Here is a 17612-nt window from a genome sequence, read left to right as displayed (position 1 = left end):
ATTGGAGTTCCCAAGGGCTCAAAAGTCTGTTAGCTCGTTACGAAACTTTGCGTTATTCATCTTGATTGAACCGCCGTATACCGAACGGTACGTACGGTGGTGTGAGAGGTCGGGGGTTAGTCACCCCCTCCTACTCGATGGGGAGGAAAAGGGGCGCCGGGTAGGGAACGTAGGAGCGCGGCGAGCCAATATCGGAGTAAGGAGATGAAAATCGGAGTAAGGGACCCAATATCGGAGTAAGGAAATGAAAATCGGAGTAAGGGGCCCAATATCGGAGTAAGAAGGTGAAAATCGGAGTAAGGCGCCCAATATCGGAGTAAGGAAATGAAAATCGGAGTAAGGAGCCCAATATCGGAGTAAGGAAATGAAAATCGGAGTAAGGGGCCCAAGATCGGAGTAAGGAAATGAAAATCGGAGCAAGGGACCCAATATCGGAGTAAGGAGGTGAAAATCGGAGTAAGGCGCCCAATATCGGAGTAAGGAGGTGAAAATCGGAGTAAGGAGCCCGATATCGGAGTAAGAAAATGAAAATCGGAGTAAGGCGCCCGATATCGGAGCATGGAACGGAAAATGGGAGCAAGGGGCCCAATATCGGAGTGAGGAAAGAAAAGTCGGAGCAAAGCGCACCGACCAGGCGGACGGCGCCCGCCCGCGGAGAGCGTCACCGCCAAGAAACAGCCGGACGTTTCTTCTTCAAAAGGGTCTGAAAAATATGTTAATATAAGTGTGAAAGCGATTTCAAGGGGGAATGGCGGATGGCACTTTTAAATCAGACTGTCGGGCAGGTGGTCCGGGAGAAGGCGCGGCAGTTTCCGGATGTCGAGGCATACGTTTATCCGGAGCACGGAATCCGGAAGACGTACCGGGAATTTGACGCGGAGACGGACCGGCTGGCGAAGGCGTTCATCGGAATGGGGATTGAAAAAGGGGAGCATGTCGCCATCTGGTCGGACAATAAGCGGGAATGGTTCCTGAGCCAGTTCGCCACAGGCAAGATGGGGGCCGTGCTCGTGACGGTGAATACAAACTATCAGGCGTCGGAGCTGGAGTATCTGCTCAGGCAATCCGACGCAACGACGCTCATCCTGGACGAAAGCTTCAAGGGGACAAGCTATATCGACATTGTCCGCAAAGTATGCCCGGAGTCATCCGGCTCGCAAAAGGGGGACATCCGGAGCGGCAAGCTGCCGAAGCTTAAGCGGATCATCCTCATGACGGAAAGCGACGAGCCGGGCATGTTCAAATGGTCGGAACTGGAGGCGATGGCGGACGGTGTATCGGATGAAACACTCGAGGAGCGGTTCAACTCGCTCGACCCGGATGACGTGATCAACATCCAGTATACATCGGGAACGACCGGTTTCCCGAAGGGCGTCATGCTGACGCACAACAACGTCGTCAACAATGCGCAGCTCATCGGCGATTACATGAAGCTGACCGAGAAAGACCGGCTGTGCATCCCGGTGCCGTTTTTCCACTGCTTCGGCTGCGTGCTCAGCACGCTGACGGCCGTCACCCATGCATCGACGTGTGTGATCGTCGAGCAATTCAAGCCGCTCACCGTGCTGCAGGCCGTCCAGGACGAAAAATGCACTGCGCTCAACGGAGTGCCGACAATGTTCATCGCCGAGCTCGAGCATCCGGAGTTCAAGAATTTTGATACGTCCTCGCTCCGCACGGGCATCATGGCGGGGTCCACTTGTCCGATTGAGGTCATGAAGAAAGTCATCCATGACATGGGCGCAGATGAAATCACGATCTGCTACGGTCAGACCGAGTCGTCCCCGGTGATCACGCAGACGCGGACCGACGACCCGATCGAGAAGCGGGTGTCCACCGTGGGCAAGCCACATCCCCACGTGGAAGTGAAGATCATCGACCCGGCGACCGGCGAGAATGTGCCGCAGGGGATGCCGGGCGAACTGTGCACACGCGGCTACCATGTCATGAAAGGCTATTACAATAACGAAGACGCGACCCGCGAGGCGATTGATCCGGACGGATGGCTCCATACGGGCGACATCGCCATCATGGACGAAGACGGCTACATCGATGTCACCGGGCGGATCAAGGACATGGTCATCCGCGGAGGAGAGAATATTTATCCGCGCGAAATCGAAGAATTCCTTTATACACACCCGGCCGTGAGCGACGTCCAGGTTGTCGGCGTTCCGGATCCGAAGTACGGGGAAGAACTGATGGCCTGGATCATCCTGAAGCAGGGGGCCGAAGAAACGGAAGAAACGATCCGCGAATTCTGCAAGGGGAAGATCTCCTATCATAAGATTCCGCGCTACATTGAGTTTACGTCCGAATACCCGATGACCGCCTCCGGGAAAATCCAGAAATTCAAACTCCGTGAAATGTCGGAACAGCGGGCGGAAGTTTGATTTCCCTCTTATTTAAATGCACGGCCGGCCTCCGGACCCTCAACAGGTCCGGGGGGCTTTTTTTGTTTGTGCCTTTGGACGCCCGTGCCGCCAGTGATAGAAGTGCGGATGGATACGTACGATGTATAGGTACAAAAAAATTAGCGGGGTGATAGGGTTGACCGGAAATCCGTCTTCGGACAATCAAAAAAAGGTCCATGAAAACAGCAAGAACGAGCAGCTGGAAAAATTCCGGGTCCGCAATGCCGGCAAGCCGATGGAGACCAACCAGGCAAGGAAGATCGCCGATGATGAACGGATTCTGACGGCCGGCGAGCGAGGTCCGGGCCTGATGGAAGACGTTCATTATTTTGAGAAGATCACGTCATTCGTCCATGAGGAAATACCCGAAAGAAAGGTCCACGCCAGAGGATACGGGGCACACGGGGTGTTCGAGTGCTACCACTCGATGAAGGCGTTCACCAAGGCGGGTTTCCTGCAGGAGGCCGGCAAAAAGACACCCCTGTTTGTCCGCTTTTCCACCGTTCAGGGGAGCAAGGGATCCAAAGACACGGCGAGGGACCTCCGCTGTCTCGGCGTCAAGTTTTATACCGAAGAAGGAAACTATGACATGACGATGATCGCCTTCCCGGTTTTGATCAACCAGGATGCGATGAAGTTCGTCGATATTATTCATGCCTATCAGCCGGAGCCTCGAACGGGCATGCCTCAGGCGGCCGGCGCCCACGACACGTTTTGGGATTATGTCGCAAATAACCCCGAAGCCCTGCATATGACTTTGTGGGTCATGTCGGACCGGGGAATCCTGAGAAGTTACCGGATGATGGAGTCTTGGTCGGTGAACACGTACCTGTTCGTGAATGAACAGGGGGTCGCAACATTCGTCCGGTTTGTCTGGAAGCCGGTTCTCGGATCTCATTCGCTTCTGCAGGACGAAGCACAGAAAATCGGCGGCATCGACCCGGATTTCCACCGGCGTGACCTGAGGGAAGCGATTGACCGGGGGGCGTTTCCCGAATATGAACTGGGGGTTCAGCTCATCCCGAAAGAAGATGAATTCAAGTTCGACTTTGATATTCTCGATGCCACGAAGTTCTGGCCGGAGGAACTCATCCCTGTCCAGATCATCGGGAAAATGACGTTGAACCGGAACGTGGACAATGAATTCTCCGAGATTGAACAGGCGGCATTCAATCCCGGAAGCGTCGTCCCGGGAATTGACTTTTCCAATGATCCGGTTCTCCAGGGCCGGCTGTTGGCCTACAAAACGGCGCAGTATCACCGCCTCGGCAGCAAGAACTACGAGGATTTGCCGATCAACCGGCCGATCTGTCCGTTCCATAACAATCAGCGCAAAGGCTATATGAGGTACCGGATCGACGTGGACGAAACAAGCTATCACAATAATTCACTGGACAACAACACCCCGTACACCGTACCGCCCGAAAAAGGGGGCTTTGAGCATTACCCGGCGAAAACGGAAGGGCAGGTCACCCGCAAGCGGCCGGCAGCATTCGATGACTACTATACACAGCCGAGGATCTTTTGGAACAGCTTAACGACGATTGAAAAGCAGCATATGATCAAAGCGCTGAACTATCAAATCGGCAGCGTGAAAAGCAAGTCGGTGCGACAGCAGTCCGTTGATCAGCTCGTGTTCGTGGACAGGGAAATGGCGAATATCGTGGCGGATAACGTCGGGGTCAGCCGGCCGGACGGAACGAACGTCCCGGTGTCGACAAGCTATCCTTCCCTCAGCCAGGCGAGCACGCCCAAATATGCCTATTCACTAAAAGTCGGTGTATTGGTCGGTGACGGGTTCAAAGCGGACGAGGTGGCCGGGACGATCAAGGTTTTGGAGGAGAATGGGGTTTTTGTTGTCGTCGTGAGCGACAAACTCGGCACGGTGTCGGGGGATAACGGCATGAACCTGAAGGTCAATGAGACGTTCCTGACCACCAATCCGTATTTGCTTGATTCGCTTTATATTGTCGGGGGCAGCTCAAGCGACCAGGATCAGTTTAATTACGAAGTGAAGGATTACCTCCGGGTGGCGTACAATCACTATAAGCCGATCGGAATCGCGGCGGCGGGCCGGGAATATTTCAAGGCGTCGGAGGAGAACAATCTCGCCGGGGTTGTATTCGCTGAAAACAATCCGGATTTCGCCAAGGAGTTCGTGGCAGCGATCGCCCACCAGCGCTTCTGGGACAGAAAATAGATGACGGCCGAGATGGGTCGGCACAAAAACAGGAAAACAGCACACAACCGGGTGTGCTGTTTCTTGCGTGTCATCAGGATCGGTCAGCCCTCATATAGGGTATCTTCCAGGCTGCCGTCTCCTTTGTAGATTTTCAGTATCCCGTTTTTGTCATTCACGTGTTCCTTCGCTTTGTCCATCAGGTCCTTTTTCGTCGATTCCTTGTAGATGGGTTTGTCGGATCCTTTTTTGCTCAGCACCCATTGCTCGCCGTCTTCTTTGATCTCAAAGACAGGCCGGTCGTTTGAATCCCCTTCCACGTAATCCCTGGCCTGGTCCATCGCAATCGGGATTGCGTGGTCGTCGGAATAGCCTTCCCTCAGCAGTGCGTTGGCGATTTCAATCGCTTTCTTCCTGACCGGCTCGTCCATGTTTTTCATGGAAGCCGGATAATCGTGTTCATCCCATGGCATCAGGAATCCCTCCTTTTACTAAAAGAAGTTCCCCGGACCGGCGGATATAAACCCGAAACCTTTTCCACCACCATTCGATTTCCCGGGAAATATTCCGCGCTTTCTCGACAGGGAATTGCGGAAGAAATTCCAACTGACAAATCAGAAATAGGGAATCTTCAACTATTGGTGCTGTGGTAGGATAGACTAAAGGGAGGGGACCAACATGACTGAATCTACTTTTAAGCTCATCGCAATTTTAATCTACATGGCAGCCATGCTGTTCATCGGCTGGTATGCGTACCGGCGGACGACCAATCTGACAGACTACATGCTCGGCGGGCGGTCGCTGGGTCCTGCGGTCACCGCGCTCAGCGCTGGCGCGGCAGACATGTCCGGCTGGCTGCTCATGGGCTTCCCGGGCGCGATTTACCTGACCGGGATGGGGGCGGCCTGGATTGGGATCGGGCTGACGATCGGTGCTTACCTGAACTGGCTGCTCGTTGCGCCGCGTCTCCGGGTTTATACGCATGTATCCAGTGACTCGATCACCATCCCGAGTTACCTGCAGAACCGGCTCAAAGACCCGTCGCCGCTGCTCCGGATTGCCTGCGGGGCGATCATCCTGATTTTCTTCACCTTTTATGTATCGTCCGGAATGGTGGCGGGCGGGGTCTTCTTCGAAAGCTCATTCGGCCTCAGCTATCACACCGGTCTGATTGTCGTATCGCTCGTCGTTCTGGCCTACACGCTGTTCGGCGGATTTTTGGCGGTCAGCTATACGGACTTTGTACAGGGGCTCATCATGTTCCTGGCGCTCATCCTCGTTCCGCTTGTCGGGATCTTCATCACAGGCGGACCGTCCGAGACGATTGCGACCATCAAAGAAGTCAATCCGACCCACTTGAGTCTGTTTGCCGGAACGACGGCTGCCGGACTGATTTCCTCGATTGCCTGGGGGCTCGGCTATTTCGGTCAGCCGCATATCATCGTCCGGTTCATGGCGATCAGTTCGGTCAAGGAAACAAAATCCGCACGGCGGATCGGGATCGGCTGGATGCTGCTCAGCCTGATCGGTGCGACGCTGACCGCATTGGTCGGGGTTGCGTATTTCCATCAGAACCCGGGACTCAAACTGACAGATCCTGAAGCGGTGTTCATCGAGCTCGGACAGATCATTTTCCATCCGTTCATCGCTGGAATCATGCTTGCCGCCGTTTTGGCCGCGGTCATGAGCACGATCTCTTCGCAGCTCATCGTCACTTCTTCCGCACTCGTGGAAGATCTGTACAAGGCGGTCATCAAATCGGATGCGCCTGACAAGACCTACGTGCTGTACGGTCGCATGGCCGTCTTGTTTGTTGCCATCATCGCCTTCATCCTTTCCTGGACGAAGAATGCGACGATCCTGAAACTCGTGTCGTTCGCCTGGGCCGGCTTCGGCGGTGCATTCGGACCGATCATCCTCCTGTCGCTCTACTGGCGCAAACTCACTTCGCAGGGGGCGCTTGCCGGGATGATTGTCGGTGCGGTCACCGTCATCATCTGGGGCAACGTGAAATTCCTGTCGGGCAACCTGTATGAAATCGTTCCGGCGTTCATTTTGAACATGATTGTCACGATTGTCGTGAGCCTCATGACATACAAGCCGAACTCGGAAATCCAGGATGAATTCGACGAAACGCTTGAGACACTCGCGCGCGACCGATAAGAAAAAAGAAAAAAGGAGGGCCCGGATCCAATCGGAATCCGGGCCCTCTTCTTTTTCATTTGACGTTATGATCGCTTGATCTTATCTTTCTTTGACTCCGCCTCAAGCCGCTGGAAGCGTCGGACATCGCGCGGCCGGATTGGTGTCGGCTCCCGTCTGAGCAGGACGATCATCGAATAGACGAGCATCAGGAGGATGACGCCGAACGGCAGGGCGGAGGCGAGTGACGCGGTTTCAAGTCCGTTGATGCCGCCGGTGAAGAGAAGCACTCCGGCGATCGCGCCCATCAGGACGCCCCAGATTACTTTGGCCGTCATTCTCGGGTTCAGCGTTCCGCCGGACGTCATGCTCGCCAAAATGTAAGTGGCCGAGTCGGCGGACGTGACGATGAACGTGAAGATGAGCAGGATGGACAGCACCGACAGCAGGCCCGGCAGCGGGAGTGTCTGGTCGAACGTCGTGAACAGGGCAGACGTCACATCATCATTCACCATCTCGGCGATGTGCGTGCCTTCGTTCAGGTCGTTCCACATGGCGGTGCCCCCGAACACCGCGACCCAGAACAGTGCGATGATCGGCGGGATGATGAGCACCCCGACGATGAACTCCCGGATCGTGCGTCCGCGGGAAACCCGTGCGACGAATGCGCCGATGAACGGGGACCAGGCGATGACCCATGCCCAGTAGAACACCGTCCAGTCCTGCACCCACTCACGGCCCGAGTATGGCTCAAGCCGGAGGCTGTATTCCACAAAGTGGGTGATGTAGTCCCCGAGCGCCACGATGAACGTCTCCATGATGAAGACGGTCGGACCGGCAAAGAACACGAACAGCAGCAGGCCGAGCGCAAGGCCGAGGTTCAGGTTGCTCAAGTACCGGATCCCCCGGTTGAGGCCTGTAGTGGAGGAAGCCAGATAGGCAACCATCATGACACCGATGATGATGAGCTGGACGTACGGCTTGTTCGGCAGGCCGAAGACGGAGGTGAGGCCGCCGTTCATCTGCAGGACACCGAGCCCGATCGACGTCGCCATCCCCATGATCGTCGCGATGACGGACAGGATGTCGATGGTCGTTTTCACCGGCTTGGCGGAGCCGACAACCGGTTCAAGTGCCGTGGACACGAGGCCGTTCTTCTTTTTCCTGAATTGAAGGAAAGCGATTACAAGACCGGTCATGGCGAACATCGACCATTGGCTGATCCCCCAGTGGAAGAACGCATAGCCCATCGCTACACGGGCGGTTTCCGATGTCATCGGCTCCAGATCGCGGAAAGGCGGATTGTAAATATGGCTCATCGGCTCGGCGACGCCCCAGAAAACGAGGCCGGCACCGAAACCGGCTGAAAACAGCATCGCGATCCACGAGAAAAACGAGAACTCGGGACGCTCATCATCTCCGCCCAGACGCATGCTGCCGTATTTGCTCGCAGCCAGCCCGAACAGGAAGACGATCAAGATAAATACGCATAGCAGGTAAAACCAGCTGAACTTGTCGATTGTAAAGTTGTAGACGGCAGTAGCGCCGGCCGCGAACTGATTGGGGAACACCGCCCCGATAATCACCAATGCCAGAATAAATAATGCAGAAACAGTAAATACGGGATTTTTCCACGAAGACTTGTCCATGCCACTCTCCTTTTGATATTTGCAAAAATAACGTCATAATGGTGTATACCCGAGGGTAACGAATATACTCAGCCCATTCAAGGGAAAGACGGGTATTTCAAAAGAAGATAAGACTTATTGACTAGTCTGGAAGAAAATAAAGGAAGGAGACTTGTACAATGAAATTCGACCATGCCGTTTATTTCAGCGACCGGACCCCCGCCGAGGATGCCGAACGATGGACGTTCCGGGGAATGCCGGCGGCGCCGGGGGGAAGCCATGAAAACTGGGGAACGCAGAACGCCCTGTTTTACGCAGAGAACGGCTACATTGAGTCTTTGTCCATTGAGCATCCGGACATCGCCGGTGTCTCCGGCCATCCGCTGACCCGTCTTTTGGTGCAAGACCTTGAACATGACGGACCGGGCTGGGGCACCCTCTGCCTTCGGCCGGGAGACCTCCACAGTTTTGAAGAAGGACTGCTGAGCCGGGGAATCAGGACTTCCGGCGTGCTCGATGCCTCACGGCGCACGGCGGACGGTGAACTTCTTAAATGGAAAATGCTTTTCGTCGAAGAAGAGCCGGGAGAATCATTGCCGCTCCCGTTTTTCATCGACTGGGGCATCCCGGATGAAAAGCGGCTGGCGGGCCTGCTCAAATCGGGGACGATGCCGGAAGGAAACCGGGCGTTCCGGATAGAAACCTGCACATTCCAGGTTCAAGATCCGGTGAGAGCCGCGGTCCGGTGGGCGGAAGTGCTCGGGCTCGAAGCGCCGGAGGCCGATCGGATCCCGCTGGAAAACGGGGTCGATCTCGTGTTCGTGCAAGGAGGTCCGGGGCGGGAACGGCTGTCCGGCGTGGAAGTTGTCCGGGAAACCGGGCACTGAAGTGTGCAAGGACGGGTATACTGATTTTAGAAACGGAGGGACGTCCAGTGGATGGAATGCAGGAACGTGCAGTGCTCGTCGGGGTTGAATTGGACCGGGACGAGCAGTTTGAATACTCCATGGAGGAACTTGCGAGCTTGGCGGAAGCGTGCGGAGTCGAAGTGGCGGGAACCGTGACACAGGGACTGGACCGCGTGAATCCGTCTCATTACATCGGATCGGGAAAGGTCCGGGAAATCAAGGCCTATCACGATGAAACAGACTCGAATGTCGTCATCTTCAATGACGAGCTGTCTCCATCGCAGATCCGCAATCTGGAAACGGAGCTGGAGACGAAGGTGATCGACCGGACGATGCTCATCCTCGACATTTTCGCCAGGCGGGCGAAGACGAAGGAAGCCCAGATGCAGGTCGAGCTTGCCCAGCTTCAATACATGTTGCCGAGGCTCGTCGGGCTCCGTGCATCGCTGAGCCGGCAGGCCGGTTCCACGGGCGGCGGGGTCGCAACACGCGGTCCGGGGGAGACGAAGCTGGAGCTGGACCGCCGGAAGATCGAGGATCAGATTGCGCGTCTGCGCCGTGAACTCGAATCGGTGAAGGTCCACCGGGAAACCCAGCGGAAACGCCGGGTGAAACGCGAAGTGCCCGTTGTCTCGCTCGTCGGCTACACGAACGCCGGCAAGTCGACGATCATGAACGGCATGCTTGCCGGGCTCGGGGAGGAAGCGGGCCGGCAAGTGCTTGAAAAGGACATGTTGTTCGCGACGCTGGACACGTCGGTGCGGAAAATCCGGCTGGAAGACAACCGGGAGTTCCTGCTCACCGATACAGTCGGATTCGTCGGACGGCTGCCGCACCACCTGGTCAAGGCATTCCGCTCGACGCTTGAAGAAGCGGCGGATGCGGACCTGCTCCTCCAGGTGGTCGATGTGTCGCATCCGGAATACCGGTACATGATGCAAGTGACCGAGGATACGCTTTCCGACATCGGCATCGAAGGGATTCAGGAACTGTTCGTTTTCAATAAATCCGACTTGGCTGGCCTGGAACATCCGAGAGTGCAGGACAACAACATCTGGCTGTCTGCGAAAAATGCGGATGATATCCATGCACTCACCGGCCTGATCGCATCCAAGGTATTCGGCGACTTTGTCCGTTGCCGGATGCTCGTGCCGTTTGACAGGGGAGACGTCGTTTCTTGGCTGAATGAGCATGCGGATGTACTGGAGACCGAATATACGGAGGACGGTACGCTCATGGAAGTGGATATGAGAGAAGCCGACCGCAACCGGTACTCGGAATTCGTCCAGTAGAAGAAAGAGGAAAGCCGTCTGTGCCCTTGCGGGGGTGCAGTCGGCCGATCACGACAGAAAAGGCCTGCGGGAGAACCGCAGGCCTTTTGCGTTGCTTTTATTGTGTGATGGATACGTCTTTCAACTGGTAGATGCCACTCGGATCAATGGAGAATCCTTTGACATTGTCTGCGACGCCCGTCAGGTATTCCTGGTGATGGATGAATGCCATCGGCGCATCTTCAATCAGGATTTTCTGGACTTTGTCGTAAATGGCCAGGCGTGCATCCTGATCAGTTTCCTGGCGGCCTTCATCGAGAAGCTTGTCGACTTCAGGATTGTTGTAGAAGGTGCGGTTGCCCGGAGGACCCTGCTGGGAAGAGTGGAAGAGTGAATACATGCCGTTGTCCGCATCGCCGGTCGAGTTGGACCATCCGAGGATGAACATGTCATGTTCGCCTGCGCTCGTTTTATCCAGATATGCACCGAACTCCATCTGTTCCACTTTGATGTCGATGTTCAGCTCTTTCAGCTTTTGCTGGAGGAGAACGGCGATATCGATCCGCTGCGGGTTGTCGTTCGTCCAGATGGAGGCTTTAAAGCCGTCCGCATAGCCGGCTTCTTCCAAAAGCTTTTTCGCTTTTTCCGGATCATGGCCGATTCCTTTGATGTCCTCATTGTACCCGAAGGAGCCTGGAGACAGCGGACCTTTCGCCGGAATGCCGAAACCGTCGTAGATGCCTTCAACGATTTCTTCATTGTCTACCATCAGGGATATGGCCTGGCGTACACGAACATCGTCAAATGGAGCCTTTTTTGTATTGAAGCCGAGATAGCTCAGGCTTCGGGAAAGTTCCTGGTTGACCTTCGCGCTGCCGGAGTCATTGATCTGGTCCACTTCGTTCGGCTGCACGGGATCGATGATGTGGGCATTGCCCGTCTCCAGATCAGCCGCACGCGTGGCACTTTCCGGAATGACCTTGAACGTCACGGAGTCGACTTTCGCCGGCTCATTCCAATAGTCTTCGTTTTTCACAAGTTTGATCTCGGAGCCCGGGCTCCAGCTCTCAAATTTGAAGTAGCCGGTGCCGACCGGGTGGGCAGAGATGACGGAGCCGGGCTCTTTTCCTTCTTTCATCGCGGCATAGTCTTCGTCGATCGATTTCGGGCTGATCATGCTGCCCCCGTCATGCGCAAGGTGCGAGAGAAGCGGGGCGAACGGGTAGTCGGTCTTCATCTGGACCGTGTAATCGTCGATCACATCGACACTATTAATCATCTCGTACAAGTAATACCTCGGGGAGCCGACCGCCTCATCGCGGACGCGGTCGAGGTTTTTCTTCACGGCTTCGGCATTGAAGTCTTCGCCGTCATGGAATTTGACGCCTTCCTGGAGTTTGAATTCCCAAGTTGTGTCATCGATCTGTTTCCATTCCTTTGCGAGGCTCGGCTCGATCTCCGTGTCGGCGTTGAGCTTCACGAGCGTGTCGTAAAGGTTGGCGTGGATGTTATTGGACGGCACGTCGTTGGAACCATGCGGATCCAGCGATGATGCATCCGACAGGACCGCTAAAATCAGGTCTCCTCCTTCAGCGCCTTCCTCGGCAGAAGAGCTGCTATCGCCGTCTTTTGTTCCATCTTTGTTTCCGTCTGAACTACCTCCGCCTGCACACGCCGCAAGGAATGCGGACAGGACAAGCAGCAGTGCCAGCAACAGGCCGGTTTTTTGCTTCATGTACATTTCCCCCTACCCTCTTCTATTTCATTACGCATTTTGGGATGCGTAATATTCCGAAAATATATCATAGGGACCAAGGAACCGCAATAGCTTTTTGAAAATAAAGAACCCGGCTCTGCAAGAGCAGGGCCGGATCATGGAATCAGTTTCTGTTGAATTTGGAAAGCAGGCGGAGCATTTCGAGATACAGCCAGACGAGCGTCGTCAAAAGGCCGAGTGCGCCGATCCATTCCATGCTTTTCGGTGCGCCGGAGCGGACGCCGCGTTCGATCGTGTCAAAGTCGATGATGAAGTTCAGCGCAGCGACACCGACGATCACGAGGCTGATGATGATGCCGATCGGGCCGGCGTCATGCAGGAACGGCATCGCCGCGCCGAAGAGCCGGAGCACGATGTCGATCACATAGACGACGAGAATGGCGAGTGTCGCCACAATCACGCCTTTCCTGAATGCAGGCGTCGCCTTCAGGATGCCGGTGCGGTAAAAGACGAGCATGACCGCCATGACGCCGATCGTCAAAAGCACCGCCTGCATGACAATGCCGTTGTAGAGGTCTGCATACATCGCGGAAATGCCTCCGACAAACAGTCCTTCCAAAATGGCATAAAGCGGAACGGTGACGGGGGCGACGGATTGGTAGAACACCGTGAGGAACACGAGCACGAGCGCGCCGATCGCCCCGCCGATCATGAGGCCGAACACCGGCTCGCCGGCAAACGACTTGAACCAGGCATACGAAGCAGAAGCGAACATGAGGAGAAGCGACAGCGTGGTCTTGTTGACGGTGCCGGCAACCGACATCCGCTCACCGGCGTAGACATGCCGGCCGAACTCTTCATTTTTTAAAATCGGGTTGTTGGATTGCAAGGGAATACCTCCAATTTATCAAAAGCCGGAAGGCCCGAAAAGCGCCGGCCGGCCATTTTGAAAATTATAGCATGCGAGGCGCAAGAGGCATAGTTTGACTGGGCACTTCGTTAAAGGGAACCGCCAAGAACTCCGCTCCAGAGTGCCGCCAGCAAAATCCCGAGCCCAAAGACTCCTTCGGCAATCGTGGCCACATAGGCTCTTGGATTGTCGGAGTACTTCTTTTCCATCCAGGCCTGGAGGATGAAAATAGAGGTTAAATGGACGAATATCAGCGGCCACGGCTGCAGCAGCCAAGGAATCCGGAAGACCCAGCCGGTGGAAAAAATCGTGATGCTGTATGCCAGGATCAAAAGCATGGACGGAATGCGGATCCATTTGTCCAGCTTCCGGTGCCGGTCGTTCACATAATACGGTTCAAACCACTTTGGATGCTTGAAGCCGGCCCACTTTCTCATGGCGTACGAAAAAGCAAACATGGCCAGGAACATCATGAGGAAAATGAGTGCCAACAAAGAGACCTCTCCTTTCTCCATTGTTATGGATAGATTACCAGAAATAAGTGTAATCAACCATCCTTTTCTGTGAACGACAGTGGAGGGGCGATCATTCCTATGGTTGATCCGTCTTTCATAAAAGACCCCCCGGTACCACGATTTTTCGCGGAGCCGGGGGGTCTGGGTGATTACTCGGACAGCGTGACGTCCTTGAGCTGGTAGATGCCAGCCTGGTCGATGCTGAAGTCTTTGACCTTGTCGCTGACGCCGACGAGGTACTCTTGGTGGTGGATGAAGATCATCGGAGCATCATCGACAATCTGCTGCTGGGCGTCTGCATAGATGCCGACGCGTGTGTCAGGATCTGTTTCTTTGCGTCCTTCGTCGAGCAGCTTGTCGACTTCGGCATTTTCATAGAACGAGCGGTTGCCCGGGTCGCCCTTCTGGGACGAGTGGAACAGGGCATAAAGGCCGTAGTCGGCATCGCCTGTCGGGTTGGACCAGCCGAGGATGAACATGTCATGCTCGCCGGCAGCCGTCTTGTCGAGATACGTGCCGAATTCCATCTGTTCGATCTTCACATCGATGTTCAGTTCTTTGAGTGTCTGCTGGAGAAGAACGGCCATGTCCACGCGCTGCGGGTTGTCGTTCGTCCAGATCGTGGTGGAGAAGCCGTCTGCATAGCCTGCTTCTTCAAGAAGCTTTTTGGCTTCGTCCATGTTGTAGTCGATCATCTTCAGGTTCTCATCATAACCGAAGATCCCCGGAGCGAGAGGGCCTTTTGCCGGAATGCCGAATCCTTCGTACACGCCGTCGATGATGTCGTCTTTATTGACCGCCATGGAGATGGCCTGGCGGACGCGGACATCATCAAACGGAGCCTTCTCGGTGTTGAAGCCGATATAGGAAAGGCTGGAGGACGGTGTCTGGTCCACCGTTCCGCTGCCGGAATCGTTGATGCGTGCGACTTCGTTCGGCTGTACCGGATCGATGATGTGCGCGTTGCCTGTTTCCAGCTCTGCTGCGCGTGTGGCACTTTCAGGAACGACTTTGAAGGCGACGGAGTCGACCTTTGCAGTGCCGTCCCAGTAATCTTCGTTTTTCACGAGCTTGATCTCAGAACCCGGGCTCCAGCTGTCAAACTTGAAATAGCCGGTTCCGACCGGATTCTCGGAAATGACGGAGCCCGGCTCTTTGCCGTCTTCCATCGCCGCATAGTCTTCGTCGATCGATTTAGGGCTGATGATGCTGCCGCCGTTGTGGGACAGGTGGGCGAGCAGCGGAGCGAACGGATAATCGGTCTTGAACTGGATTGTATAGTCGTCGATGACCTCGACGCTGTTGATCATTTCGAAGAGGAAGTAGCGAGGCGAAGCGACTTTTTCGTCGAGTACGCGCTCAAAGCTCTTTTTGACGGCTTCAGCGTTGAAGTCTTCGCCGTCATGGAACTTGACGCCTTCCTGCAGCTTGAATTCCCAGGTCGTATCGTCGATCGCTTCCCATTCGGTTGCGAGACCCGGTTCGATTTCATTGTTGTCGTTGCGCGTGACAAGCGTCTCATAGATGTTCTCCTGTACGACCGAGGACGGAACATCATTCGAGCCGTGCGGGTCCAGCGAGGACGCATCGGACAGTACTGCGAGGACGAGGTCTCCGCCTTCCGAACCGCCGTCTGTGGTGCCCTCTTCTTTTTTGTCGCCATCATCTTTGCTGGTGTCGCCGCCGTCGGAAGCGTTGTCTCCGCCGCCTCCTGCACATGCCGCAAGGAACATCGACACGACGAGCATCATGATGAACAACAGCAGTGTACTGCGTTTGGTCTTCATGCAGTCTCCCCCTACTAACTTGTTTTTTGTATATTGCAATCAAAAAAAACGAATGCAATATTCAGAAAAAATATACCATAACCGGCGATGGAACACAATAGCCGGCTGCTGAAATGATAGCGCTGTCATTTAAATGATAGACAGTAATGGTTAATATTAGATCCAAATAAAATTGAATTGAAAAACAGCATTCAGAATTTAGACTTTTCATGTTATAGTACTGATTAGCCATAGAGAAACGGGGTGGGGCATCGCCCGGCACCCTTGGGGAAAGAGGGATACAGGAATGACGCAACAAGCAGCGGCAGCCGGTTCTGCCAAGCGGTACAATCCCCGGCTTGAACTGTACAAGGGGATCTGGAAACGGCTCAGAAAAAACAAATCCGCCGTCATCGGCGGAGGGATTGTCATCTTCTTCATTTTGCTCGCCATCTTCGGGCCGATGCTGACGGGTGTGGATCCGAACGCAACGGATATCACGAATAAAAACCAGCCGCCGTCCGCCGACCACTGGTTCGGGACGGACAACTACGGCCGGGATATGTTCACGCGGATCATCTACGGAACGAAGCTGACGCTCATCGTCGGATTTTTGTCGGTGTTCATCGGCGGCGCGGTCGGCGTCGTCTTCGGCATCGTCTCCGGCTACTACGGCGGCTGGGTGGACGCGGTCATCATGAGGATCATGGACGTCCTGCTCGCATTTCCTGGCATCTTGCTGGCACTCGCGATCGTGAGCGTCCTCGGCGGGAGCCTGACCAACATGATCATCGCAATCGGGATTTTCTCGGTGCCGGCATTTGCCCGGATTGTCCGGGGCTCGGCACTTTCCGTCCGGAAGCTGGAATACATAGACGCCATGAAGGCGCTCGGTGCGTCGGACATCCGGATCATCTTCAAGCACATCCTGCCGAACGTCACGTCGCCGATCATCGTCCAGGCCACGCTCCGGATTGCCACTGCAGTCCTGACGGCAAGCGGCCTGTCATTCCTCGGGCTCGGCGCACAGCCGCCTGCTCCGGAATGGGGCGCCATGCTGTCCGCAGGCCGGACATATATGCACGATGCGCCGCATATGGTGCTCATCCCGGGAATCATGATCGTCATCGTCGTCCTCGCCTTCAATATATTCGGCGACGGTCTCCGCGATGCGCTTGACCCAAAAATGAACAAATGACTGAGGGGGAAACAGAGTGACCAAATATATCATCCGGCGTCTTCTGCAGACGATCCCGGTTCTCATCGGCGTGTCCATTCTCGTATTCTCCCTGATGCATCTCATCCCGGGGGATCCTGCGCAGATCATCGCGGGAGAAGGGGCACCGGAAAAAACGGTTGAACAGATCCGCGAACGGCTCGGGCTGAATGACCCGATCCACAAGCAATACCTCAACTACATGGGCGGCGTCGTCCAGGGCGACCTCGGCAACTCTGTCCGCAGCGGCCGGCCGGTCGTCGACGAGATCAAGACCCGCTTCTGGGTGACGCTTGAACTGGCCACCTATGCCACGATCCTTGCCGTCTTTATCGGCCTGATGGCGGGGATCATCTCGGCGGTCCGCCATTACACATTCACCGACACGGCCATCATGATCGTCGCCCTGTTCGGTCTGTCGATGCCGAACTTCTGGCTCGGGCTTCTGCTGATCGACTGGTTTGCGGTCGGCGGGGACTGGCTGCCGGCGTGGGCGAAACTTAGGCCTTCGGGCTGGGGCGACAGCTGGCGTCAGGTCATCCTGCCCGTCATCACGCTAGGAACGGGAGGCGCGGCGATCATCGCCCGCATGACCCGCTCCTCGATGCTGGAAGTCATCAGCCAGGATTACATCCGGACGGCCCGGGCAAAAGGTCTGTCCGACCGGGTCGTCACCTACCGGCATGCACTGAAGAATGCATTGATTCCCGTCGTGACGGTCGTCGGTCTTGAGTTCGGCGGCTTCCTCGGCGGAGCGGTCCTCACCGAGACGATCTTCGCGATCAACGGCATGGGCCGGCTCACCGTCCAGGCGATCAACACACGGGATTTCCCGATCGTCCAGGGCGCGGTCCTCGTCATTTCCGTACTGTTCGTCTTCGTGAACCTGATCGTGGATATCTCATATAAACTGCTCAACAAGCGGATCGACCTCGGCTGATCCGGTTCA

12 protein-coding genes and 1 pseudogene are annotated in these 17612 nt (G+C 55.5%); 7 read left to right on the top strand and 6 right to left on the bottom strand.

The window, feature by feature from the left end; translation table 11 throughout:
* Positions 1-740: 740 nt before the first annotated feature.
* Positions 741-2390, top strand: a pseudogene (locus ACFFIY_RS09220) (AMP-binding protein); the annotation flags it as partial.
* Positions 2391-2538: 148 nt separating this feature from the next.
* Positions 2539-4611: a catalase gene (locus tag ACFFIY_RS09215; protein ID WP_376837244.1), complete on the top strand. Its 2073-nt coding sequence runs from the start codon at positions 2539-2541 to the stop codon at positions 4609-4611.
* Positions 4612-4694: 83 nt separating this feature from the next.
* Here ACFFIY_RS09215 and ACFFIY_RS09210 read toward each other — a convergent pair whose 3' ends face one another.
* Complete coding sequence (locus ACFFIY_RS09210) at positions 4695-5063, bottom strand: DUF2188 domain-containing protein (protein ID WP_354198664.1); 369 nt, start codon at positions 5061-5063, stop codon at positions 4695-4697.
* A gap of 205 nt (positions 5064-5268) precedes the next feature.
* On the opposite strand from ACFFIY_RS09210, the gene putP reads away from it, so the two are divergent.
* Entirely contained in the window at positions 5269-6753 is a 1485-nt protein-coding gene (gene putP / locus ACFFIY_RS09205; RefSeq protein ID WP_354198662.1) for a sodium/proline symporter PutP, read from the top strand.
* A 65-nt stretch (positions 6754-6818) separates the two neighbouring features.
* Here putP and ACFFIY_RS09200 read toward each other — a convergent pair whose 3' ends face one another.
* Positions 6819-8381: a BCCT family transporter gene (locus ACFFIY_RS09200; protein ID WP_354198660.1), complete on the bottom strand. Its 1563-nt coding sequence runs from the start codon at positions 8379-8381 to the stop codon at positions 6819-6821.
* 158 nt (positions 8382-8539) lie between these two features.
* On the opposite strand from ACFFIY_RS09200, the gene ACFFIY_RS09195 reads away from it, so the two are divergent.
* A complete protein-coding gene (locus ACFFIY_RS09195; RefSeq protein ID WP_354198658.1) occupies positions 8540-9247 on the top strand; it encodes a VOC family protein in 708 nt (235 codons plus the stop codon).
* Positions 9248-9303: 56 nt separating this feature from the next.
* The gene (gene hflX, locus ACFFIY_RS09190; RefSeq protein WP_376837243.1) at positions 9304-10560 is read left to right on the top strand and encodes a GTPase HflX; all 1257 of its coding nucleotides are present in this window, start codon (positions 9304-9306) and stop codon (positions 10558-10560) included.
* A gap of 97 nt (positions 10561-10657) precedes the next feature.
* Here the strand turns inward: hflX and ACFFIY_RS09185 are convergent, their stop codons facing one another.
* From ACFFIY_RS09185 to ACFFIY_RS09170, 4 genes are all read right to left on the bottom strand, one after another.
* Positions 10658-12274 (bottom strand): glutathione ABC transporter substrate-binding protein, encoded by a 1617-nt coding sequence (locus ACFFIY_RS09185; RefSeq protein WP_354198654.1) that lies wholly within the window; start codon positions 12272-12274, stop codon positions 10658-10660.
* Positions 12275-12419: 145 nt separating this feature from the next.
* Positions 12420-13145: a Bax inhibitor-1/YccA family protein gene (locus ACFFIY_RS09180; protein ID WP_354198652.1), complete on the bottom strand. Its 726-nt coding sequence runs from the start codon at positions 13143-13145 to the stop codon at positions 12420-12422.
* 110 nt (positions 13146-13255) lie between these two features.
* Positions 13256-13660 carry a DUF4181 domain-containing protein gene (locus tag ACFFIY_RS09175; protein WP_354198650.1) on the bottom strand — a complete coding sequence of 135 codons (405 nt, stop codon included), beginning with the start codon at positions 13658-13660 and terminating at the stop codon, positions 13256-13258.
* A gap of 170 nt (positions 13661-13830) precedes the next feature.
* Positions 13831-15468, bottom strand: a complete 1638-nt coding sequence (locus ACFFIY_RS09170; protein ID WP_354198648.1) for a glutathione ABC transporter substrate-binding protein — start codon at positions 15466-15468, stop codon at positions 13831-13833.
* A 286-nt stretch (positions 15469-15754) separates the two neighbouring features.
* On the opposite strand from ACFFIY_RS09170, the gene nikC reads away from it, so the two are divergent.
* Together nikC and ACFFIY_RS09160 are read left to right on the top strand one after the other, a co-directional pair.
* Complete coding sequence (nikC, locus tag ACFFIY_RS09165; protein ID WP_354198646.1) at positions 15755-16645, top strand: nickel transporter permease; 891 nt, start codon at positions 15755-15757, stop codon at positions 16643-16645.
* A gap of 16 nt (positions 16646-16661) precedes the next feature.
* Positions 16662-17603 (top strand): ABC transporter permease, encoded by a 942-nt coding sequence (locus ACFFIY_RS09160; protein WP_354198644.1) that lies wholly within the window; start codon positions 16662-16664, stop codon positions 17601-17603.
* Positions 17604-17612 lie beyond the last annotated feature (9 nt).

The sequence above is a fragment of the Bhargavaea ullalensis genome (assembly GCF_042432615.1).
Lineage (GTDB): Bacteria > Bacillota > Bacilli > Bacillales_A > Planococcaceae > Bhargavaea > Bhargavaea ullalensis.
Note: the sequence above shows the minus strand (reverse complement) of the source record. Positions and strands in the feature narration are given on the sequence as shown.